Raw genomic sequence first — 21,841 nt, 5'->3', positions numbered from 1 at the left:
TAATATGGCGCGCCCGAAAGGACTCGAACCCATAACCTTTTGATCCGTAGTCAAACGCTCTATCCAATTGAGCTACGGGCGCATATTGTAAAGTGTGTCGTCTTCGTTAGCGACTTTTACAGTTTATAACATCCAACTGTTTATGTCAACACTTTTTTAAAAGTTTTTTTAAACTTTAAAAGCTTACTACGATAAGCTCTCGTTGACTGCGTTAACTTGTCTGACGTGACTTAAACTATATTAAAGCATCGAACATTCAATGTCAACACTTTTTAAATAAAAAAAAGCACGAGTTTATTTACCTATTTGATTTAACTGGTTTTAGAGCCTTTTTAAGTTATTAATGTAGCTTTAATCAGTACATATTTAACGTTTCTGACATAGTACTACTCAACAATAACTGAATAACTATAGTACAATTTAAGGACAGGCCCTGATAAAAATAGAACAACTCCTTTTTCTCATAATAAGTTCTATGTTTCATTTTTTGATTTTTTAACGAAATAGAATCGGTATAAATAATATGTAATATGAAGTGTTTTCGAATACTTTGTACTTTTAAATAAAAAATATTATTAATGAGCATAAAAAAGATATTAAACTAAAATAAGGAAATTTAACTAATAGGAAGTGTGAAAAATGGATATTAATAATTTTCTTACAATCCTCCTTATCATCAATATAATTCTAGCAGGAGTACTAGTATTTATTGAAAAAAGGGATGTTGTCGCCACATGGGCGTGGTTAATGATCTTACTTTTTATACCTATAGTGGGATTTTTACTATATCTATTTTTAGGTAGACAGCTAAAACAAAAGAATTTCTACCATCTATCGACCAAAGAAAGAACTTATCTACAATTGGCGGTTACAGACCAGGCTAATAAAATTCATAATGATCAAAGTTTTCTTCAAGATGAGCTACTATCAAAGCATTCACAAATAATTATGATGAATTTAAAATCAGCTAACGCTTTATTAACGATAGATAACGAGATCCACACGTTTCGAGATGGACACGAAAAATTTAATTCTCTATTTAAAGACATCCAACTTGCCCAAAAAGAAATTAATATCCAGTACTATATCATCCAGCGTGATTCATTAGGAAAGAAACTTAGAGATGAACTTTCAAAAAAAGCGGCAGAAGGTGTGAAAGTACGAGTCCTGTATGATGACATTGGTTCAAAAAGAATCACCCCTTCTTTTTTCAAAGAACTTATTAAACATGGTGGTGAGGTAAGAGCTTTCTTCCCTTCATTTTTAAGACTAATCAATTTTCGATTAAATAATAGGAATCACAGAAAACTATGTATTATTGATGGAAGAATTGCTTATATAGGAGGATTCAATATTGGAAATGAATATCTTGGTATTGATCAAAAATTTGGTTATTGGAGAGACACTCATTTTCGTATAATGGGAGAATCAGTTAACCAAATTCAAGGTAGATTTATTTTAGACTGGCAACAAGCTACTAATCAACCTATACATAATATAGAAGAATTCTCATTTAATAATGAAAAAAATATTGGAAGTACCCCTATCCAAATAGTTGCAAGTGGACCTAATTCAGAAACAGAACACTTAAAAAACATGTATGTTAAGTTAATTATGTCTGCCAAAAAATGTGTTTATATTCAAACACCGTATTTTATTCCAGATACAAGCATTATGGACGCATGCAAAATCGCAATTTTATCCGGTATCGATGTAAGAATAATGATTCCAAGTAAACCTGATCACCCATTCGTGTATTGGGCATCTCTATCGTACGCTGGAGAACTTTTATCGTATGGGGCAAAAATATTACTTTACGAGAATGGTTTTTTACATGCTAAAACAATCGTTGTTGATCATGAAGTAGCTTCGGTAGGAACTACGAATATTGATACACGTAGCTTTAAATTAAATTTTGAAATAAACGCGATTACCTATTCAGAAGAAAAAGCTTCTGAGCTACAAAATCTTTTTTTACTTGATAGTAAACATAGTAGTGAGCTTACAATTGAAAAATATCAAGAGCGATCAGTCATAATCAAGTTAAAAGAAGCAATCTCTCGCCTCTTATCTCCAATATTGTAAATAAAAAACATTACTTAACGGTAATGTTTTTTATTTTATCTTTATAGTTTCAAAATGAAAGGTAATGTGAGCTTTTCTGTAGAATAATCGTTATAGTTAAAGATTATTAAAAAATTAAAGAAGGTGAAATCATGAGAATTATTAAGAAGATAGTTGTAGTTTTTATAACTCTTTCATTCCTATCAATAAGTTTCTTTACAAATCCAACTTCTACCTATGCAGCAAATAATGTTTATACTGTAACTGCAAATAAATTAAATGTCCGTAATGGGCCTAGTACATCAAATAAGTTGATCGGTTCAGTTAAAAAAGGCCAACTTCTAACGGTTATTAAAAAACAATCCAATGGATGGTATAAAATTAAGTTTAAAAAATCAACGGGATTTATAAATGGAAAATATGTGACGGCGGAGTTCACTAATGTTAAATCATTAGATAAAAGTATTATTGTTGACTTGAAATATAACACAACTAATAACTTTACTGGCAAACGTATTTATAATTTTAGTCAAGCAATACTTAGGACAAGCACAGCAAAAAAGTTAGCAAAAGCAAACGTAATCCTTAAAGAACAAGGATATACTATTAAAGTTTGGGATGCTTATCGTCCTTTATCTGCACAACAAACACTTTGGAACGCATATCCTAATTCGAATTATGTAGCTAAACCTGATCCTAAAAATATCCGTGGACACCAACTTGGCGCAACGGTGGATATTACAATATGTACTTTAGATGGAAAAGAAATACAAATGCAATCTAAATTCGATGATTTTTCTTCACGAGCATCTCGAAGTTATAAACGAAGCAGTGAACAGGAAAAGAATTATCAAATTATGGATAAGGCAATGAGACAAGTAGGTTTTGTAGGCTATTCTAAAGAATGGTGGCATTACTCAGATAATAATCAAAACTTTAAAGCTATCCAGGTAAATCCTTCAAATTATTAATGCAAAAACTCACTTTTAAATAATAAAAGTGAGTTTTTTTTATAAAAATATGTATTCTATTTAAAATAGAATTATTTCTATTTTGTCCGATGGACGGTTAAGGTTACTTTACTTGTTTCACACATAAATGTTGAAAGGTGGACAGGTTCCTCATTTGAATCATAGGCTATTTTTAGGATTTTAAAGAGATTGGCTCCTATATCGCATTCAAGGTAATTAGCATATACTTTTGTCGCACCGATTACGTCGATAATTTTATCGTTGCTTAGGATTTCCGTATTATAGCCCTTTGAGAGTACTTTATATGTGGATTCATCTGTTGCAATTTTCTTTTCCAAATCAGGAAAACGAATTAATGAGTAATGTGCAATATCATAAAAAAGTGGACGGTCGTTCACATACATAAGTCGCTCAAGCTCTAGTACGCGACTTCCTTCTTCTACTTTAAGATGTTCTGCAACATCCTTTGATGCCGGGATGACTTCACTTCTAAGGATTCGGGAATTTGGAATCATCCCTAGTTGGTGGCTAAACTCCGAGAATCCGCTTACAGATAGCAGTTCATTATTAAACTTATTCGAAGCTACAAACGTCCCCCTGCGTGGTATGCGTGTTAATGTACCATCCTTCACTAATTCCTCAATAGCCTTTCGAATAGTGATTCGACTGACATTATACGTTTCACAAAGCTCAGCTTCTGTGGGAATCTGTTGATCTGGTTTATATTTCCCTTGTTGAATATCATTCTGTAGCATTTGCCTAATCTGCATATAGAGAGGCTGTGGGGTTGAAGAATTTAGGTTCATAATTTTCATCCTATCCGTCAATGTTTTTCAACATTATTATACACTGCCGACTAGTCATCGTCACCATGCACCTAAATAGCCAATTGTTTTTGTAGCCGTTTTAGTCCCCAATTCCAAACACTGTTGGATCGAAAGACCCTGTAAAGTACCAAAAAGAAAACCAGCTATGAAAGAATCTCCTGCTCCCATCGTATCTACTACATGATCTTCCAATACTCCAAATTGATAAAAATGTTTCCCGTCGAAAGCTAAAGATCCATTTTCTCCAAGCGTAGCAACAGCAACCTTGGAACCTTTTGTTTTTACCTCCTTTAAAAATCCCCTGATATATTCATCATCTTTTTTATAAGAAAAAAAGGAATAGTCCACATAACTAGGTAGTTTCTTTACTAAATCGTGCTCTAACTGGTCTGAAAAATCAAATGCAGTAAGTAAGCCTTTTTGTTTAAAAAGTGGATAATACTCCTCAACATGTCCCCATATACCAGCGTGGACGAGTTGTTGGGTTTGAATAAACTCCAGTTCTTCATCAGTTAATGTGAACTGTGCCATTACTCCTTCATCGTATTCTCCAAAATGACGGTCATTATTAACCAATTCAACATGGGTAACCGCTGTTTTTCCTATCTTTTTAGAAATAAACGATGTATCTACCCCTTTACCCTTAATTGACTGAATCATTCGATCACCGAAGGAATCACTTCCAACCCAGCCGATATACGAAGATTCTGCCCCTAGCTCTTTTAAGTAGACAGCAACATTTACTGGATTTCCTCCGGGATACACTTTCTCGTTTGTAAGATAGACATCCATACAGTTATCGCCGACTGTAACAATTCTCATCTAATCCCAACCTTCTTTTTATTCTAAGAAACGAGCACTACTATGTAGTGCCCACTAAATTTTTTAATATTCTACTTTGCGGTAGTATCTTCTTAGGTCTAATGAGTGGTTTCTTTCCCTTTCAAGGTAAACACTGATTCGACTTAAGACCGCCCAGTTAATGCTAACAGAAAAATGTTTTCTAAATTCCTCACTAATGCCTTGCAATTCAAAATCCTTTGTATCAATAACAGTTAATAGATTTGTAACTTTTTCAGCAAATCTTTCAACACGATCCATCAATGGTCTTGTTTCATCTTCCCCTTTAAGTAAAATAACACTAGTATCTTCAACAACTAGCTCAAGCGTACCATGGAAAAACTCCGCTGCATGGATGGACTTTGCATGAATCCATTGCATTTCCTCCAAAATACACATTGCGTATGAATAAGTGTTACCCCATAAGTTACCTGAACCCACCATCATATGATAATCTGTATCCTTATGTTTAATAGCAAATTCCTCAGCCTTATTATCAAAGTCTTTTACAGCAGCTAAAATTGCTTGTGGCAACAAGGAAACTTCTTTTGTGAACTGTTCATATTGTGGAAATTCATTGTTATTATACATGAAGCGAAATACTACCATGTACAACAACATAAAGAACGTATCAAATGAATGCTTTTCCGAGCCAGTTGTAATACAGTAATCTACTACCTGCGTTAATGGAGTATTTGGCTCCGCTACTAATGCAATTGTAGTAGCCCCTCTTTCTTTACAAAACTCTGCCGCTGCAACAGTTTCTTGTGTTGTCCCTGAAACTGAGGTGAAAATACATACTGAATCCTTTGAAAAGTGCTTATTGTTCATGACCATAAACTCCGCCGCGATTTCGGCATGTACATTGATCGTTGAGTTTGATTCTAAAATATATTTATAAGGATACATCATTGCAATCGTTCCGCCAGCACCAATTAGGAAAAGATTGCTGTAACCTTTTTGACAGATTGAATCGACGATATCCTCAATTTTACTTCTAAATGCAAGTCCTTCTTTTTCTACAAGTTTTAAAAATAACGCTTCATCAAATTTTAGCATGGTTAGATCCCCCTAAATTATATTTGTTATGTCTTGTATTATAATTAAATATAACAAATAAAGCAAGATTTTTCAAAAAATTAAAAAGCTAGTAAAAGAACACTAGCTTCCTGAAATAATTGAATTCTTCTCTAGATTACCGCCATTTTTCTTATTCGGCCCGTACCGTTTTTCCCAGTAAAAGTAAACAGGTAGTCCGGTAGCGATAACAATGAATGCAGCTACCATCCCTTGCCATGGTGCCCAAGTAAACGTACCCCAAGCAAGCCAAGAAGCCCCAATAATTGCTAAAATCGTCGTTAGTCTCCACATTGGCATCCTGTAAATCGGGTTATAGTCCTCTCTCTTACGGCATTTATAAACCGCTACAAAATCCAAAATATTAATCACTAATTGAATTAATGTGAAATAGCCTAGTAAAGTCGTTAAATTAGTTGCAAAAACTAGAATACATGCATAGGTAACTTGAACAATAATTGAAAAACTTGGTGTTTCATACTTTGGATGGACACGACCAAAACGTTGGAAAAACAGCCCGTCCTTCGCCATCGCGTATTCTAACCTAGGTTGAAACATGATACAGGAACTTAGTGATCCTAAAATAACTATAATTGCAGTAATCGCAACAAACGAAGAAGCAATATGAGATAGTCCTGGTATATACTTAACCGCATCAGAAACAGCTGCACTAGAACCTATTAATTTACTAAAAGGCATTAATCCAATTACGCAGACTGCTAGCAAAGTATATAAGATTAATACAATAAAGACAGAGCTAATTAGAGCACGCGGTAGCGTTTTTCCAGGATTTTTAAATTCACCTGCCATAAAACAAATGGCGGCCATACCTGTGTATGCCCAGGTTGTGGCAGAGACACCACCGATTAGACTCGTTTTTACCACTTCTCCATGAGGCGTATAGGAGAAGTTCCCCGGGTGCATATACATTAAACCTAGAACAATAACAATAATGAACGGAATGATTTTCACGGCGGTAATAATTACTTGAAAAAGCCCGCCCTCTTTTACACTACGATAATGAATTGAAGTTATGATTAAAATGATTGCAACCCCTAACAACTTGCCAGAAACTCCTGAGAAGAATGGGAAAAAGCTTGCCAAGTATGAAACTACTGCTAGAGCCATAATAGAAATAGATGGTGGATCAAGCGCCCAGAATGTTGCCCATCCATATAAAAAGGCTAAAGGTCTCCAGCCTGCTTTATTCAAATAAACGTAACCGCTTCCATTTTCAGGGTAAGCAGTTGATAATTCAGCAAGAACCATTACTTGCGGAATAGCGATAATACCGCCAATAATCCAAGCTAAAATAGAAATAGAAGGGGTTCCCGCTGCTTTTGCTACATCACCAGACGAGACAAAGATACCCGATCCTACAGTCGTACCAACAGCAATTGCTAATGCCGACCAAAATCCAAGCTTTCGTGTAAGCGTAGTATTACTCATATAGGCTCCTCCAAATTTTTAAATTATACAATTCCTAATTCATTTAGTTTTACTAAAGATTTTTTTACAGCATCTAGTGGATTTTGATAGTAAGTTGACCCCATAATTTCAAGAGTGCATGCCCCATCGTATTGGTGCTTTTGCACGCTTTTTACATATTCTCTCCATTGTAAATGACCATCATCTAAAGCAAGATGAGAATCTGTCTTGCGATCACCATCTATTAAATGGAAATGACATAACTCAGGAAGCAATAAAAAATAATCATCCGGTGTTTCACCAGCCAAGTTTATTGCAACTGTATCAATCATCCCTTTTAAATAAGGGGACTTTATTTCTTCAATCATTCTCTTTAATTCCCGCGTATTAATAATTAAATTAGATTCGAATTTTGTTAACGGTTCGAGTGCAAGAGTGATACCCTCCTGCTCCGCCACCTTTGTAATTTGATATATTGATTCACTTGCATATTTCCACGATTCTTCTTTTGTTAGGGAGAAGTCACCGATCCCTGAAGTAATTAACATCTTATCCGTCTCCAATTCCACAGCAGAGTGAATATTTTCAATAAAATAATCAATACTCGTTTTTCGCCAATTCGGATCTGAAGCAGCAAGATTGTAAGGATAAATGCATTGTTCTGGCGTATAGCAGACTATTTCCATACTTCTAGCTTTAATTTCTTTCTTTATCTCTCTCAGATTGCAAAGCAAATTTCTATAAACATAGAGATGTGGTTCACCAGCCCATAATTCAATGCTACTGATGCCTAATTGGTCCATACAATCCAAAAAATATTGGATCGGATAATGCTTGAATGTAATATTCATCCCTGCTATTTTCATTGATTACCTCCTTTCTCTTAAAGTCATTTCATTTGTTATGCTTTGTATTATAATCAAGAATAACATAAAATACAATGAATTTTAAAAATTTTTAATATTCATTTTAAAGTCTTACAAATTCTAGTACCTGTCCAACTGGTTTATAAATGTCATAGAATTTTTAAACACAAAAAAGGCCTCTACATTACGTAGAAGCCTTATTTCTTTTTATATAATTTGATGCACAATATTTTAACATTGTATTCTACTATCAAGATAGCACATCTAACACTTTAAAATTCAATAAAAAAGATGTTACCGAAAACATCTGTAACATCTTACAATTTTATCTAATATGGAGTAAAAAGGAGTACGGCCTTTAATTCCAGAAAATAATTAATTTTTGAAAACCCTTGAAAACACTGATGCGGCCGAGAGGACTTGAACCTCCACGGAGAAACCTCCACTAGGCCCTCAACCTAGCGCGTCTGCCATTCCGCCACGACCGCGAATAAACAAAAGTGAGCCATGAAGGATTCGAACCTTCGACCCTCTGATTAAAAGTCAGATGCTCTACCTACTGAGCTAATGGCTCGTAATAATACAGTTTATAAAATATTGCCTGCTCTATAAGACGTCCTTGTCTCAGATAGAAATACAAGAAGCGGTTCGACAAGTACGCTGAAGTAATCGCTTCGTAGCTTACTCGTTCGTGCTCTACCTACTGAGCTAATGGCTCGTAATATAAAGATATTACAAGTATAACTAAATACCAAATATTTTTAAACCAACTTACTGTCTACACGATCGCATCTAAGATAAAAGCAATCCCCTTACCTTAAACATATTAATAAAAAACTAAAATGGCTGGGCTACCTGGATTCGAACCAGGGCATGACGGAATCAAAATCCGTTGCCTTACCGCTTGGCTATAGCCCAATGAATTATCATCACGAATCTACTTCTTAGAATAACCTTCGTGAACCCGCACCGCAGGATTTTTTTTTATGTTGTATTGTTAATACCTCTCGAATTACTCCTCAAGATAAAAAACAATCCGACATTTCGAAACTCATCTTTATCAAGAATACGAGTAACCTTCACGAACCCGCACCCCAAAATTATATATGTGGTATTGCTTTTACTCTCGAATTAACCACTCAAGATAAAAAACAATCCGACATCCTTACAAAAAACAAATGGCTGGGCTACCTGGATTCGAACCAGGGCATGACGGAATCAAAATCCGTTGCCTTACCGCTTGGCTATAGCCCATTGATATTACATCATGAATCAACTTCTCCGAGTAACCTTCATGAACCCGCTCCGCAGGATTTTTTTTTATGTTGTTTTGCTTCTACTTCTAGAATTAACTCCTCAAGATAAAAAACAATCCGACAACTTCGAAATTCATCTTTATCTAGAGTGCGAGTATGCTACATGAACCTACACCGCAGGATTTTTTTTATGTTGAAATGTTTTAACCTCTCGAATTTACTCCTCAAGATAAAAACAATCCGACATTTCAATATACTTCTTTGCTAAGTACGAGTAACCTTCATGAACCCGCTCCGCAGGATTTTTTTTTATGTTGTTTTGCTTCTACTTCTAGAAGTAACTCCTCAAGATAAAAAACAATCCGACAACTTCGAAATTCATCTTTATCTAGGGTGCGAGTATGCTACATGAACCTGTACAGTTATGTTGTATTTACTATTTTTCTCCAAATAAAGAAAAAAATACTACAATTTGTAGTAAATAATGGCGGTCCCGACCGGGATCGAACCGGCGATCTCCTGCGTGACAGGCAGGCATGTTAACCGCTACACCACGGGACCATATGTAATTAATGGTGGAGGATGACGGGCTCGAACCGCCGACCCCCTGCTTGTAAGGCAGGTGCTCTCCCAGCTGAGCTAATCCTCCAGGATAAAAATGGTGACCCGTACGGGACTCGAACCCGTGTTACCGCCGTGAAAGGGCGGTGTCTTAACCGCTTGACCAACGGGCCTTATATATGGCAGAGAAGAAGGGATTCGAACCCTCGCACCGCGTAAACGATCTACACCCTTAGCAGGGGCGCCCCTTGAGCCACTTGGGTACTTCTCTATAATAATGGCTCCGCAGGTAGGGTTCGAACCTACGACCACTCGGTTAACAGCCGAGTGCTCTACCACTGAGCTACTGCGGAAAAATACTAATCTTTTCATCAAGTGCTAAAACGTGATGACAAGTATTAATATAAACTAAATGCCTATTAGATGTCAACACTATTTATAATAGTTTTAATGGACTTTTGCATGATCCACATACATAGCGGCTTATGTCCACTTTTCTTTTTCTTAAGAAAGCTTGCCCACACCCAGAACATCTATATTTATACTTATAAGAATGCGTTCTTTTTTTTATTGAGTTTAGTGGTTTACAATACCTAGGTGCACCTACCTTTTTTAATAGCTCTTTAAAATCTCTATCTTCGTGCTTATATCCTTTCTGCATAATATGAAGATGATAATGACATAGCTCGTGTAATATGATCCCCTTTAACTCTTCAATTCCGTGTTCTTCAAAATAAAACTTATTTAATTCGATATTACTTGTTTTTAATAAATACCTACCACCTGTTGTTCTCAATCTAGTATTGAAAGAAGCTTGGTGGAGAAATGGTCGATCGAAATAAGTGATTGATAGTTCTTCAACAAGTTTTTGTATCTCCTCATTATCCATTTATGAATCGCCATCCTTTTTTCTTCTTTATTATAACTGAACAACTCACAAATTCTTGGGTATGCGCATACATTAAACTTACAAATGAGAATTTCAAAAGATCTTATTAGTACGATTTATGCTAAATGGGCTGCTCTTAGTAAATCTCTCTACAACGGCGTAATTTTTACTATCAAAATGAACAATACAGTTATCCTTTTAATACAGTGTATCGGAAGGTTACCCCTCACTCATTTATTTCATCGCCCATCCTCAAAAAAAGATGGGCGAAGATTTTTAAGTTGGAGGTTTTCATCATGGTAATGCCTAGTTGGCTTAAAACTCAAATGCAAAAAGCATTTTATGAAAAAAACCGTTATCAAATTAAATTATTGAATCAATGTTGGTTTTATTATCAAAAAATTAAGCTTTGACGATTTCTTTCGATTCAATTGGTAGCATAGATAAACCTACTCTTTGTTTCTTTTGGTCTACTTCAGCAATCCATACTTTTACTACTTGACCAACCGATACAACATCAAGAGGATGCTTTATAAATTTGCTACTTATTCTAGAAATATGAACAAGGCCATCATTCTTTAGCCCGATATCAACAAACGCACCAAAATCGACTACGTTTCTTACTGTTCCTTCAAGTTCCATTCCTATTTTTAGGTCTTCAATTTGAAGAACATCTTGGCGAAGGATTGGTGCTGCTAATTCATCTCGTAAATCTCTTTCAGGTTGCATTAATGATGCTAAAATATCTTTTAGCGTAATTTCACCAATATCTAGTTGTTCTGATACTTCTTTTAAATTAATCGTTTTTAACTGTTCTTTCAATTCATTTGAACCAATTTGGCTCGTTGAGAAATTTAATTGCTTTAATAATTTTTTTACTTGTACGTAGCTCTCCGGGTGAATACTTGTACGATCTAAAGGCTCATCTCCTTCAAGAACACGTAAAAATCCAATACATTGCTCATATGTTTTAGCGCCTAATCTCGGTATTGTTTTAAGCTCTTTTCGGTTTGTAATTTTCCCTTTTTCATCACGGTAATTAACAATATTTTTCGCTACTGTTTTGGACAAACCTGATACGTATTGAAGTAGTGAAACTGATGCTGTATTTACATTTACACCAACTTGGTTAACAGATGTTTCAACGACAAATGATAATGATTCATTTAAGCTCTTTTGAGATACATCGTGTTGATATAATCCTACCCCAACAGATTTCGGATCAATTTTTACTAGTTCTGCTAACGGATCTTGTAGTCGTCTTGCAATTGATACTGCGCTCCGCTCCTCAACTTGGAAATCTGGGAACTCTTCTCTTGCTAGCTCAGATGCTGAATAAACACTTGCGCCAGCTTCATTTACGATTACATAATAAGTATTATTTTTCATTTCTTTTAAAATTCCAGATATAAACAGCTCTGTTTCTCTCGAAGCCGTACCATTTCCAATTGCGATCATTTCTATTTTATATTTGACAAGAATATCTTTAATTTTTGTAATTGCTTGTTCTCTTTTATTTCTTTGAACCTCTTCTTTTTCTCCTCTGAAAGGATGAGGGTAAATCACATCTATTTTGAGCACTTTGCCTGTTTCATCTACTACTGCTAATTTACAACCTGTACGAAATGCCGGATCTACTCCTAGTATGATTTTCCCTTTTAATGGTGGTTGCAGTAATAATGAACGCAAGTTTTCTGAGAAAATATTAATCGCGTGTGAATCAGCTTTTTCGGATAATTCTTTACGAATCTCTCTTTCAATCGAAGGCTGAATTAATCTTTTATATGCATCTTCAACGACTTCCATTAAGATTGGTCGTACAAAAGTGTCCTTTGTAATAACCCTTTTTTCTAAATATAAAATAATCTCATCAAAAGGAGACTGAATAGCAACTTTTAAAATATCTTCTTTTTCAGCACGATTCATTGCTAGTATTCTATGAGGAACAATCCTTGAAATTGGTTCAGAGTACTCGTAATACATTTCGTATACTTTTTTCTCGTCTTTTTCTGAGTCTTTTACCGTACTGTCAATCGTTCCTTTTTTGAAGGTAACTTCACGAATCCACTTGCGATAAGTAGCATCGTCTGCAATCCATTCCGCAATTATATCTTTTCCACCTTGAATAACTTCATCAACTGTATTAACTTCTAGTTCAACATTTATGTATTTTAACGCTTCATCCGCAAGTGAACCTTCATTCGGCATTGAAAATAACCATTCTGCAAAAGGTTCTAACCCTTTATCTTTTGCTACTGTAGCACGAGTTCTTCTTTTTTCTTTATATGGTCGGTATAAATCTTCAACTTCTTGTAGCTTTGTAGCTAATGTAATACCTTTACGTAAGTCATCAGTTAATTTCCCTTTTTCCTCAATTAAACGGATTACTTCATCTTTTCTCGTTTGAAGATTTACTGCATACTCATATTTTTCTAAAATGGAATGAATTTGCACCTCATCTAGAGAACCCGTTTTTTCTTTTCGATACCTGGCAATAAAGGGAATCGTATTTCCTTCTTCCTTTAATTCAATTACGGTAGCTACTTGTTTTGTAGTAATCGATAAATCAGATGCAATTTTATTAATCAATTGTTGTGACAAAAATAACGCCTCCAATTTTTGGGAATTTTAAAGGACCTAAAATAACCCTTTCAAGACGAAAGGGTTACAAAACAATTTATTATAATCTATGTAGGTAAAGCTGCTATAAAAGCAACTTTAAAAATCAACAAGTCCTAAACTGATTTGCAACGCTTCGTCAACCTGATCCATCATCTCATCATCAAGATGTGTTATCTTATCGGTTAATCGTTGTTTGTCAATCGTTCGAATTTGTTCTAGTAGTATAACCGAATCACGTTCAAATCCATATTTTTTAGCATCGATTTCAACATGTGTTGGAAGCTTTGCTTTTTGGATTTGTGCTGTAATCGCAGCGACTATAACGGTAGGACTAAAACGATTACCGATATCATTTTGTATTATGAGAACCGGACGAACTCCACCTTGTTCTGAGCCAACTACAGGGGAAAGGTCTGCAAAATATACGTCGCCACGTTTTACTATCAAGTGATTACCCCCCGCTAACTAAGCGCTCCACTTTAGAATCCGCTTCAGACTCAGCATAGAATGACTCAGAAGATATTAATAAGTTGATTTTAGCCATTTCCATGTATCCACGTCGCATTTGTTCGCGACTTTGGCGTCTTTTACGATCTTTTAAAAACATCTTAGTCGCTTGATAAATATACTCATTTCGATTACCGTTTTCTTGCTTTACTAATCCATCTAGTTCGCTTACTACATGTTTTGGTAAACGTACTGTTATTTCAGTTGTCGCATTTAGTTCGGACAAGTTTCAGCACCTCCAGAATCAACTATTACCCATATATCTCCCTATACTACATCATACCATTATTTTCAGTGATTGGAAAGACACATATCTTCGTTTATCTTAACCAAATAACAGTGTTTCATACTTTAATACATCAAATTACAATTAATCTGATACTAGATAATTACTTATGGACTTAATATTTCCATTCTTTTTATATACCCTTGGTACCCTATGATTGATAAGGCAAGTTACTTCATAATTGATTGTATTCATATGTGTAGCGACTTCCTCAGCCGTTACTGCTCCATCCTTACTTTCTCCTATTAAAGTTACTTTTGTACCAACAGGATAATGTTTAGAAAGCTTGATCATACACTGATCCATACAAACTCTACCAACGATTTCTGCCTTTTCACCTTCAACCAACACAGAAAATCCTTGCATATCTCTAAGCCAGCCATCTGCATACCCAACTGGCAACGTCGCAATCCACTCAGAATCAGAAGTAAAATACGTTGCACCATAACTTACACCACTATTTGCTGGTAATTGCTTAATATGAGTGATTTTCGTATAAAGCGATAGTGCTGGCTTTAATGTAAATGGTAACATTGGTTTTATTTCTAAAGATGGAGTTAAACCATACATGATAATACCAACACGTACAGTATTAAATAAGTTTGTTTCTAATGCAGCCGCAGCACTATTTGCACAATGAATTAGCTCTGGAGAGAATCCACTGCTCTTAACCCATTCTATACATTCATAAAATTTATCTACTTGCTCATTAAAATAGGATCTATTTAGCTCATCAGCAGTAGCGAAATGTGTAAACAAACCTTCCAGTATAATTGATGGATTTTTTTGTAAGATCGATGCAGCTTGCTCCCATTCAGAATTTGTTTTTAGGCCTAATCTACCCATCCCAGTATCAAATTTAATATGAATCATTGTACGATCTGTGCTTTTTAGATTTTTAGAAATACCTTCTAGCCAATCAACATTATATGCCGTTAAAGTTAATTTATTCTTGATTGCCACGTTAATATCCTCTGGTCTAGTTGCTCCTAACACTAATATCGGCGCCTCTATACCTGCGTTACGCAGAAAAATCCCTTCATCAATAAAAGCAACTAATAATCTTGTTGCTCCAGATTTCAATGCTTGTTTTGCTACTTCAACGTAACCATGTCCATATGCATTCGCTTTTAAAGCTACATATATTTCTTGATGACTAGGGTAAAGCGATACAATATTTTTGATATTTTCCTCTATTGCATCTAAATCTACTTCTACCCAAGTGTCGCGATAAAATGATGTTTCTGTCATGAACTACACTTCCTTATCGATTTACCCATTACTCTTTTTTTATATGTGTAAAATTATTTGCTTATTTTACTATAAATGTCAACCAATATACTACTCATTTATAGTTTATTTAAAATTTAAAAAGGCGTGATAAAGCATCATCACGCCCTTTTAAGTTTGAAAAAAATATTATTTTGTGCCTGTATCTCCGACTGATTGGGCAACTTGAATTAACTCACCTTGAGTTAAGTTTTTAGAAACAATCGTGAAATCTGTTCCACCGTATGACCATGTGATCATCTTATCTGATAATGCTCCTACCGTTTTACCTAAATCTACTGGTTCACCAGTGATTTCCATCGTTGTTCCAGACTCTGAAATTCGTGCTTTTTCCTCTATTAAAGTAAACGATTTTTTATCACCTTTATATGAAAGTATAACCTGAACACCATTGGCTGTTTTTACTTCTTGTTGATCATCTAACACAACACCCTTCATTAAATAATTAGGGTAAAGTGTAACTAATAAATTAGGATCATTATTTGGATTTGTAGATGTAGGAACACTTAAACGGGCGCTTGTCATATTTTTCTTCACATCAAAAGCATCATTATCAAACTTCGCATTGTATTGTACTTTATCGAATTTAACATCCAACACAACATTTTTATCTGTATCTAATAGTTTTACCGATTCAGGTGTCAGACCCTTTTTATTAAACGTAATTTCTTGTGTTGGGAGCAATTGTCTATTTGTGTAATTTGTTTTTGTTTCAAACACATATCCTTGCTTAGTTGCTTTAAACGTTGCATTCTTATCTTGTACTAAGTCATTAACTAATGATTCCGGTAAATATGGCTGACTGCTGTTTGATGGCCAATCGCTTTGGAAGCGATAGCTTTTATTTAATGCTGGCGTTAAAACAAACACACCCTCTTTGTTTCTTAAAATAATTTGGTTTTGATCACTCTTAGCATTTTTTAATTGAACACGGTAGTAAGATGGCTTTTTATGCCAAATGACTACTTCATACTTTTGAGGATCATTACCATTATTAATTGTTAATGTTGCATCAGCCTTATAGCCATTCATTTTTTCCATCTGATTACTAAGAGAACCTACAACATCATCTTTCGATTTCTTGCCACATGCAGCCAATGATAGTACTAACATGATTGTCAAAAGCATCGCTACAAGCTTTTTCTTCATCTCCCCAGCTCCTTTATTCCTCTTAAATTGTAAAAAAGAGAATTTTATGCAAAGGCTTATGAATAAATGTGCGCGAGTAGCTTAGAAGTAAAATCTAGATTTATTCATGCACGTTGCAACCTTGCTTCTCATATCCTCATGAAACTATATGAGGTCAAGCTCTAAAATATGCAGACTAGCATGACAAGCTAATTTAAAAAATTTAAAGAAAACGCTCTGATCACCGAGGGCTGTAAGTGAAGACAATGGAGTAGTTACACTTATTAATTAATCCTTATAATTTAACTATTACGTCGAGTACAAAAAAGAAAAGCCACTCTAAGGAGTGACTGTTTAAAAGGGTATTATACTTGCTGTAAGACCACTTGAGCAGCAGCATAATGTTCAGTATGCGTAATTGATAAAAACGGTATAAACGGCAAATCAACGGTTAAAACAGGCTTACCTTTTTCGTCATTTAAGATTTCAATATCATGAAATCCTAATTCCTTCCCAATTCCTGTACCAAAAGCTTTCGAACATGCTTCTTTTGCGGCGAATCTTCCTGATAAAAATTCAAGTTTTCTTCGTTCTGATAAATTTTCGTATATTTCATATTCTGCTTCAGTTAAAATCCTTTTTGCAAACCGTGGCTGCGAGCTTATAATTTCTTTCATTCGTTCAATTTCTACTAAATCTAATCCAATACCTACGATCATATTTCCTCACCCTAACTTTCGAGTACTACGGTTTAAAATAAAAGCTTGAATCATTAACCATGTCAATAGACGGATGAGTTTTCATATCATCCATTAGTTGAAATAGTGCATTATCTTTTTGTTTTGCTTCAATCATACAATCAATTTGCCTAACCGATCCATAAATTTCATTTAAAAATGTCATAAACATGTTAGGGTCAACAAAATCAGCATGAGCACGTATGTCTTTCTCATCTCTAGGACTTGAAATATGCATTTTCATAGGCAAGCTCGAAGCTTTCCATGTATCGACTGCATAAGCCCAATTTTTTACCCAATCTTCATTTGTATGATTAACTAGATGATGATGATAGTCAAATACAAGTGGTACTCCTAATTTTTCACAAGCAAATAATGTTTCATCAAACGTAAAGGTAGTATCATCATTTTCAAACATTAGCATTTTTTGAATTTGCGCAGGAACAAGGCTAAAATTCTCTATTAATTGTTCCAGTGATTTTTCCTTATCATCATACCCTCCACCAATATGGAGTACACATCGTTGTTCTGTATTAATCTTCATCGCTTTTAAAAGCTGATAATGCATTTTTAAGGTTTTTACCGATGTTTTTAATAGATCTTCATCAGTTGAATTTAAGATTACGAAATGATCCGGATGAAAATCAATCCTCATTTCATTCGTAATGGCAAATTTACCTAACTCAAGTAAACTTTCCTTTAATGGCTTTATGTATTTCCAGTCTGCTACTTCTTCATGGTTTGCTAAAGGGATTAATTTACTGCTCAGGCGAAAAAAAGATATATCGTGCGCTTTGTTGTGCTTTAGTAGTCTTAGACAGTTATTAATATTAGTATTAGCAATTTGCTCTAGCTTACGAATCGCCGCATCTTTATCCTTTTGTTTTAAAAACTGAGCAACCGTCATTGTCTTTGATGGTGAGGCGTTTTGTAAATTCATACTCATTGCGACATATCCAAGTCTTACTAACATTTTTATTCCAACTCTCATACGTTTTTAGTTAGTGTATGGAATCCGTCCAAATTCACACATTACAAAAGAATAAAATAATAAACAAAAAAGGCACATGGATTTTTACCATGTGCCTTAACTAATACCTTATTTACTGCTGTCTTGTGGTTTGCGTTGTCCACCACGGTTGTTATCACGAGAACCTTCATTACGTTTGCCACGGAAGTTTCCTCCGCGGTTATCACGGTCTCCACGACGTCCATCTCCACGACGATTATCGCTACGACGTCCATCTCCACCGCCACGTCTATTTTCGCCACGACGGTATCCGCCGCCACCGCCACCGTTTCCTCCGCGTCCGCCACGGTCACGTTTGACCATTGGTGGCTCATCAGTTAAACGAATTGGTGTTTCATTTGGCTCTTTTGTTAACATTTTTAAAGCTGCGGCTACAACACTTACAGAATCATGCTCTTCAAGTAATTCTTCTGCAATACGTTTGTAGAATGCTAAATTATCACTTTCCATAGTCGAAGTTAATTTTTCAGCAATGATACGTTGTTGACTTTCAATTGCTTCGTCTAATGTAGGTGCAGTCATACGTTCCATACGACGTTTAGTTGTACGTTCGATATTTTTTAATTGATTAAACTCACGAGGAGTAATAAATAACATCGCTATACCCGATTTACCAGCACGTCCTGTACGTCCAATACGATGAACATAGCTTTCAGGATCTTGTGGAATATCAAAGTTGTATACATGTGTAACGCCAGAAATATCTAATCCACGAGCTGCTACATCAGTTGCAACTAAAACATCAATTGATCCAGATTTAAATTTACGAAGTACTTGCTCACGTTTTGCTTGTGATAAATCACCATGAATACCTTCTGCAGCATATCCACGTAAGTTTAATGCTTCTGATAATTCATCAACGCGACGTTTTGTACGACCGAAAATAATCGCTAATTCTGGTGTTTGAATATCTAATAAACGTGTTAGAACGTCAAATTTTTTCTTTTCTTGAACTTCAATAAAATGTTGTTCAATGTTAGGCATTGTAACTTCTTTTGCTTTTACTTTTACGATTTGTGGATTTGTCATGAAAGTTTCTGCAATGCGACGAATTGGATCAGGCATAGTTGCAGAGAAAAGAAGTGTTTGTTTATTTTCTGGAACCTCTTTTAAGATCGCTTCAATGTCTTCAATGAATCCCATGTTTAACATTTCATCCGCTTCATCTAATACAACTGTATTTACATTGTTTAGGCGAATTGTACGACGGTTAATATGGTCTTGAATACGACCAGGAGTTCCTACAATAATATGTGGGAATTTTTTTAATGAACGCATTTGACGATTAATATCTTGTCCACCGTATATCGGAAGGATTTTTACACCTTTATTCATACCGATTTTGTGTAACTCTTCGCCAACTTGAATAGCTAGTTCTCGTGTAGGAGCGATAACAAGTCCTTGGACATTGTTACTATCTACATCAATTTTTTCTAGTAATGGAATACCAAAAGCGGCTGTTTTACCAGTACCAGTTTGCGCTTGACCAATTACATCATGGCCTTGTTTTGCTAATGGAATAGTCTGCGCTTGAATTGGTGTAGCTTCCTCGAAGCCTAATTTTTCAATCGCAAACAGGATTTTACTACTTAATCCTAATTCTTGAAATGTTGTCAATTTGGTTAATCTCCTTTGTATCTCAATTGATCTATAAAAATTTTTTAAAAAATTATATGTTTCGTGACTGTTTCATATGGAAGGTTCGTTTTTAGTGGAAAACAATAGTCCGAAGTATCATGAAAAGGAAACAATATCTACCCATTATACGGACATTCTATCTAAAAAGCAAATGAAGTTATATTCTAACAATTTGTTTTCCAAACTATATTTTACCCTTAAATTATCGTTAAATTCACCATAAAATCATGTTTATAGCCTTCTTCATCCCTTATATTACGAACAGTTTTCATTTATTAAATTACGCGTATAAAGTTTTCACTACGTATATATTTACACCCAAGAAGCAAAGAGCAAAACAAAGAGAATAAGACAAACTTTTATTCCTATTCCCCTTACCTTCCCCATCTTTGATTATATTCTTACCCCTGATTTACTAACGCATTTACAACTTCTTCTAATTTCATTCCCCTAGAAGCTTTAACTAATACTAGGTCATTTGGTCGGACTTGTTGTAATAAATCTTCAATTAACTTATTTTTATCTTCGAAGCTTTTTACTCTTGAAGAGTCCATTTGTTCAAAGGCTGATGTTGCTGCAAATTTACTTAATGGTCCAAAAGTATAAAGAAAATCAAAATGAAGATTTACAACTTCTTCTCCAATTTCTTCATGAAAAGCAATTTCTTGATCACCTAGTTCTAACATGTCGCCAAATACTACAAATTTTCGATTATAACCCTTTAGTTCTGAAGCAAATAAAAGAGCCGCTTTCATAGATGTAACACTTGCATTATAGGCATCGTTAATAATTGTTATTCCATTTTCACTCTTTAATAGTTCCATACGCATTTTTGTCATTTCTAAATTCTGCATACCAGAACTAATTTCATCCCATGTTAATGAAAACTTTCTCGCAACTGCAATAGCTGCCATTGTATTACTAATATTATGTTTGCCTAGTACGCCCAATTTGAAACGGACATCCTTAGCTTTATTTATTTCAAATTCACTACCAGATTCATTCATTTCAATAAATGTTGGAAACACATCATTACTTTCGTTTAAACCAAAAGTTTCGATTGTATAGACTAAGTTTTTGTCTTTTGTACCTTCGATTAATAATGGTTCATCACCATTAATGACAAGTAATCCATTTTTTGATAGTCCGTTAGCAATCTCAAGCTTCGCTTTTGCGATTCCAGCTCTTGAACCAAGTTCCTGCATATGTGACTCACCGATGTTTGTAATTATTGCCGCGTCAGGTTCAGCTAAATTAGATAAAAATTCAATTTCACCAAAATTGCTCATACCCATTTCTAAGACAGCAACCTCTGTATCTTCTGCCATCGCTAATACTGTTAACGGAAGTCCGATATGATTATTAAAGTTCCCTTGTGTTTTATGTACTTTATATTTTGCTGAAAGAATGCTAGTTAAAATATCTTTTGTCGATGTTTTCCCATTACTTCCTGTAATACCAACTATTTTACCATCCCACTCAGTTAAATATGATTTAGACAGTTTTTGTAATGCTTCTAATGTATCATCCACTAAGATGACAGATGCGTTAGTTGGTACATTTGAAAACTTTCTAGAACAAAGCACTGCACTAGCACCATTTTCAATTGCTTGAGGTAAAAATTGATGTGCATCGAATTTTTCACCAATCAGCGGTATAAATAATTTTCCATTTAAATCGACACGAGAGTCTGTTGAAACTCCGTTGATTGTTAAATCTTCACCCTTTAATTCGCTACCAGGGATCATGTTAACGATTTGAGATAAAGTACGTACGATTGACATTGTCACCGACTCCTCTTCTATAGCATGTTTCTTCTATTCA

At 34.8% G+C, this 21,841-nt stretch carries 18 protein-coding genes and 10 tRNA genes; 3 read left to right on the top strand and 25 right to left on the bottom strand.

The genetic code is table 11. From position 1 onward, the window contains the following. Positions 1–5 precede the first annotated feature (5 nt). Positions 6–82: transfer RNA gene (locus tag COJ46_RS23590), tRNA-Arg, on the bottom strand. 557 nt (positions 83–639) lie between these two features. Here COJ46_RS23590 and cls point away from each other — a divergent pair. Continuing rightward, the gene (gene cls / locus COJ46_RS23585; protein WP_097978952.1) at positions 640–2,085 is read left to right on the top strand and encodes a cardiolipin synthase; all 1,446 of its coding nucleotides are present in this window, start codon (positions 640–642) and stop codon (positions 2,083–2,085) included. Between the two features lie 131 nt (positions 2,086–2,216). Beyond that, entirely contained in the window at positions 2,217–3,035 is an 819-nt protein-coding gene (locus tag COJ46_RS23580; protein WP_097978951.1) for a M15 family metallopeptidase, read from the top strand. A 77-nt stretch (positions 3,036–3,112) separates the two neighbouring features. Here the strand turns inward: COJ46_RS23580 and COJ46_RS23575 are convergent, their stop codons facing one another. The 15 genes from COJ46_RS23575 to COJ46_RS23505 form a co-directional block, all read right to left on the bottom strand. Continuing rightward, positions 3,113–3,841 carry a GntR family transcriptional regulator gene (locus COJ46_RS23575; protein ID WP_097978950.1) on the bottom strand — a complete coding sequence of 243 codons (729 nt, stop codon included), beginning with the start codon at positions 3,839–3,841 and terminating at the stop codon, positions 3,113–3,115. 60 nt (positions 3,842–3,901) lie between these two features. Beyond that, positions 3,902–4,684: a fructoselysine 6-kinase gene (gene frlD / locus COJ46_RS23570; protein ID WP_097978949.1), complete on the bottom strand. Its 783-nt coding sequence runs from the start codon at positions 4,682–4,684 to the stop codon at positions 3,902–3,904. Positions 4,685–4,747: 63 nt separating this feature from the next. Beyond that, complete coding sequence (locus COJ46_RS23565; RefSeq protein WP_097978948.1) at positions 4,748–5,761, bottom strand: SIS domain-containing protein; 1,014 nt, start codon at positions 5,759–5,761, stop codon at positions 4,748–4,750. A gap of 102 nt (positions 5,762–5,863) precedes the next feature. Continuing rightward, on the bottom strand, positions 5,864–7,228 hold the full coding sequence (locus COJ46_RS23560) for an amino acid permease (RefSeq protein ID WP_098566401.1): 1,365 nt from the start codon (positions 7,226–7,228) through the stop codon (positions 5,864–5,866). Between the two features lie 23 nt (positions 7,229–7,251). Next, complete coding sequence (locus COJ46_RS23555; protein WP_097978946.1) at positions 7,252–8,073, bottom strand: TIM barrel protein; 822 nt, start codon at positions 8,071–8,073, stop codon at positions 7,252–7,254. A gap of 405 nt (positions 8,074–8,478) precedes the next feature. Continuing rightward, positions 8,479–8,561, bottom strand: a tRNA-Leu gene (locus tag COJ46_RS23550). Positions 8,562–8,574: 13 nt separating this feature from the next. Further along, positions 8,575–8,647, bottom strand: a tRNA-Lys gene (locus tag COJ46_RS23545). A 269-nt stretch (positions 8,648–8,916) separates the two neighbouring features. Next, a tRNA-Gln gene (locus COJ46_RS23540) sits at positions 8,917–8,991 on the bottom strand. Positions 8,992–9,252: 261 nt separating this feature from the next. Beyond that, positions 9,253–9,327, bottom strand: a tRNA-Gln gene (locus COJ46_RS23535). A gap of 487 nt (positions 9,328–9,814) precedes the next feature. Then, positions 9,815–9,890 (bottom strand) — tRNA-Asp (locus tag COJ46_RS23530). A 12-nt stretch (positions 9,891–9,902) separates the two neighbouring features. After that, positions 9,903–9,978 (bottom strand) — tRNA-Val (locus COJ46_RS23525). 10 nt (positions 9,979–9,988) lie between these two features. Beyond that, positions 9,989–10,063: transfer RNA gene (locus COJ46_RS23520), tRNA-Glu, on the bottom strand. Between the two features lie 7 nt (positions 10,064–10,070). Continuing rightward, a tRNA-Ser gene (locus COJ46_RS23515) sits at positions 10,071–10,161 on the bottom strand. A gap of 7 nt (positions 10,162–10,168) precedes the next feature. Further along, a tRNA-Asn gene (locus COJ46_RS23510) sits at positions 10,169–10,243 on the bottom strand. Between the two features lie 83 nt (positions 10,244–10,326). Further along, positions 10,327–10,779, bottom strand: a complete 453-nt coding sequence (locus COJ46_RS23505; RefSeq protein ID WP_097978945.1) for a SprT family protein — start codon at positions 10,777–10,779, stop codon at positions 10,327–10,329. 302 nt (positions 10,780–11,081) lie between these two features. Between COJ46_RS23505 and cmpA the strand changes: the two genes are divergently transcribed. Continuing rightward, the gene (gene cmpA, locus COJ46_RS23500; protein ID WP_088003988.1) at positions 11,082–11,192 is read left to right on the top strand and encodes a cortex morphogenetic protein CmpA; all 111 of its coding nucleotides are present in this window, start codon (positions 11,082–11,084) and stop codon (positions 11,190–11,192) included. Here cmpA and COJ46_RS23495 read toward each other — a convergent pair. From COJ46_RS23495 to COJ46_RS23455, 9 genes are all read right to left on the bottom strand, one after another. Beyond that, positions 11,182–13,380, bottom strand: coding sequence for a Tex family protein (locus COJ46_RS23495; RefSeq protein ID WP_176527982.1), 2,199 nt, complete (start codon positions 13,378–13,380; stop codon positions 11,182–11,184). The two genes, cmpA and COJ46_RS23495, sit on opposite strands and share 11 nt — an antisense overlap. Positions 13,381–13,497: 117 nt before the next feature. Continuing rightward, positions 13,498–13,848: a type II toxin-antitoxin system endoribonuclease NdoA gene (ndoA, locus tag COJ46_RS23490; protein ID WP_056476047.1), complete on the bottom strand. Its 351-nt coding sequence runs from the start codon at positions 13,846–13,848 to the stop codon at positions 13,498–13,500. Between the two features lie 4 nt (positions 13,849–13,852). Beyond that, positions 13,853–14,134 carry a CopG family ribbon-helix-helix protein gene (locus COJ46_RS23485; RefSeq protein WP_069033898.1) on the bottom strand — a complete coding sequence of 94 codons (282 nt, stop codon included), beginning with the start codon at positions 14,132–14,134 and terminating at the stop codon, positions 13,853–13,855. A 144-nt stretch (positions 14,135–14,278) separates the two neighbouring features. Further along, positions 14,279–15,445, bottom strand: coding sequence for an alanine racemase (gene alr, locus COJ46_RS23480; protein ID WP_098566399.1), 1,167 nt, complete (start codon positions 15,443–15,445; stop codon positions 14,279–14,281). 168 nt (positions 15,446–15,613) lie between these two features. Further along, positions 15,614–16,633, bottom strand: a complete 1,020-nt coding sequence (locus COJ46_RS23475) for a LolA family protein (protein ID WP_097978942.1) — start codon at positions 16,631–16,633, stop codon at positions 15,614–15,616. Positions 16,634–16,977: 344 nt separating this feature from the next. Next, a complete protein-coding gene (gene acpS / locus COJ46_RS23470; RefSeq protein WP_097978941.1) occupies positions 16,978–17,331 on the bottom strand; it encodes a holo-ACP synthase in 354 nt (117 codons plus the stop codon). A gap of 25 nt (positions 17,332–17,356) precedes the next feature. After that, on the bottom strand, positions 17,357–18,322 hold the full coding sequence (uvsE, locus tag COJ46_RS23465) for a UV DNA damage repair endonuclease UvsE (protein WP_098566398.1): 966 nt from the start codon (positions 18,320–18,322) through the stop codon (positions 17,357–17,359). Between the two features lie 126 nt (positions 18,323–18,448). After that, the gene (cshA, locus tag COJ46_RS23460; protein ID WP_097978939.1) at positions 18,449–19,996 is read right to left on the bottom strand and encodes a degradosome RNA helicase CshA; all 1,548 of its coding nucleotides are present in this window, start codon (positions 19,994–19,996) and stop codon (positions 18,449–18,451) included. 422 nt (positions 19,997–20,418) lie between these two features. Next, positions 20,419–21,801, bottom strand: coding sequence for a UDP-N-acetylmuramoyl-tripeptide--D-alanyl-D-alanine ligase (locus COJ46_RS23455; protein ID WP_098566397.1), 1,383 nt, complete (start codon positions 21,799–21,801; stop codon positions 20,419–20,421). Between the last annotated feature and the right edge of the window lie 40 nt (positions 21,802–21,841).

Origin of the sequence: Bacillus sp. AFS077874, from assembly GCF_002566505.1 — a bacterium.
Classification (GTDB): Bacteria; Bacillota; Bacilli; order Bacillales; family Bacillaceae_G; genus Gottfriedia.
Note: the sequence above shows the minus strand (reverse complement) of the source record. Positions and strands in the feature narration are given on the sequence as shown.

Excerpts from the sequence above, each read along its gene's own strand:
- cls (WP_097978952.1), top strand. The coding sequence starts at position 640 with ATGGATATTAATAATTTTCTTACAATCCTCCTTATCATCAATATAATT.
- COJ46_RS23580 (WP_097978951.1), top strand. The coding sequence starts at position 2,217 with ATGAGAATTATTAAGAAGATAGTTGTAGTTTTTATAACTCTTTCATTC.
- COJ46_RS23575 (WP_097978950.1), bottom strand. The coding sequence starts at position 3,841 with ATGAACCTAAATTCTTCAACCCCACAGCCTCTCTATATGCAGATTAGG.
- frlD (WP_097978949.1), bottom strand. The coding sequence starts at position 4,684 with ATGAGAATTGTTACAGTCGGCGATAACTGTATGGATGTCTATCTTACA.
- COJ46_RS23565 (WP_097978948.1), bottom strand. The coding sequence starts at position 5,761 with ATGCTAAAATTTGATGAAGCGTTATTTTTAAAACTTGTAGAAAAAGAA.
- COJ46_RS23560 (WP_098566401.1), bottom strand. The coding sequence starts at position 7,228 with ATGAGTAATACTACGCTTACACGAAAGCTTGGATTTTGGTCGGCATTA.
- COJ46_RS23555 (WP_097978946.1), bottom strand. The coding sequence starts at position 8,073 with ATGAAAATAGCAGGGATGAATATTACATTCAAGCATTATCCGATCCAA.
- COJ46_RS23505 (WP_097978945.1), bottom strand. The coding sequence starts at position 10,779 with ATGGATAATGAGGAGATACAAAAACTTGTTGAAGAACTATCAATCACT.
- cmpA (WP_088003988.1), top strand. The coding sequence starts at position 11,082 with ATGCCTAGTTGGCTTAAAACTCAAATGCAAAAAGCATTTTATGAAAAA.
- alr (WP_098566399.1), bottom strand. The coding sequence starts at position 15,445 with ATGACAGAAACATCATTTTATCGCGACACTTGGGTAGAAGTAGATTTA.
- COJ46_RS23475 (WP_097978942.1), bottom strand. The coding sequence starts at position 16,633 with ATGAAGAAAAAGCTTGTAGCGATGCTTTTGACAATCATGTTAGTACTA.
- acpS (WP_097978941.1), bottom strand. The coding sequence starts at position 17,331 with ATGATCGTAGGTATTGGATTAGATTTAGTAGAAATTGAACGAATGAAA.
- uvsE (WP_098566398.1), bottom strand. The coding sequence starts at position 18,322 with ATGTTAGTAAGACTTGGATATGTCGCAATGAGTATGAATTTACAAAAC.
- COJ46_RS23455 (WP_098566397.1), bottom strand. The coding sequence starts at position 21,801 with ATGTCAATCGTACGTACTTTATCTCAAATCGTTAACATGATCCCTGGT.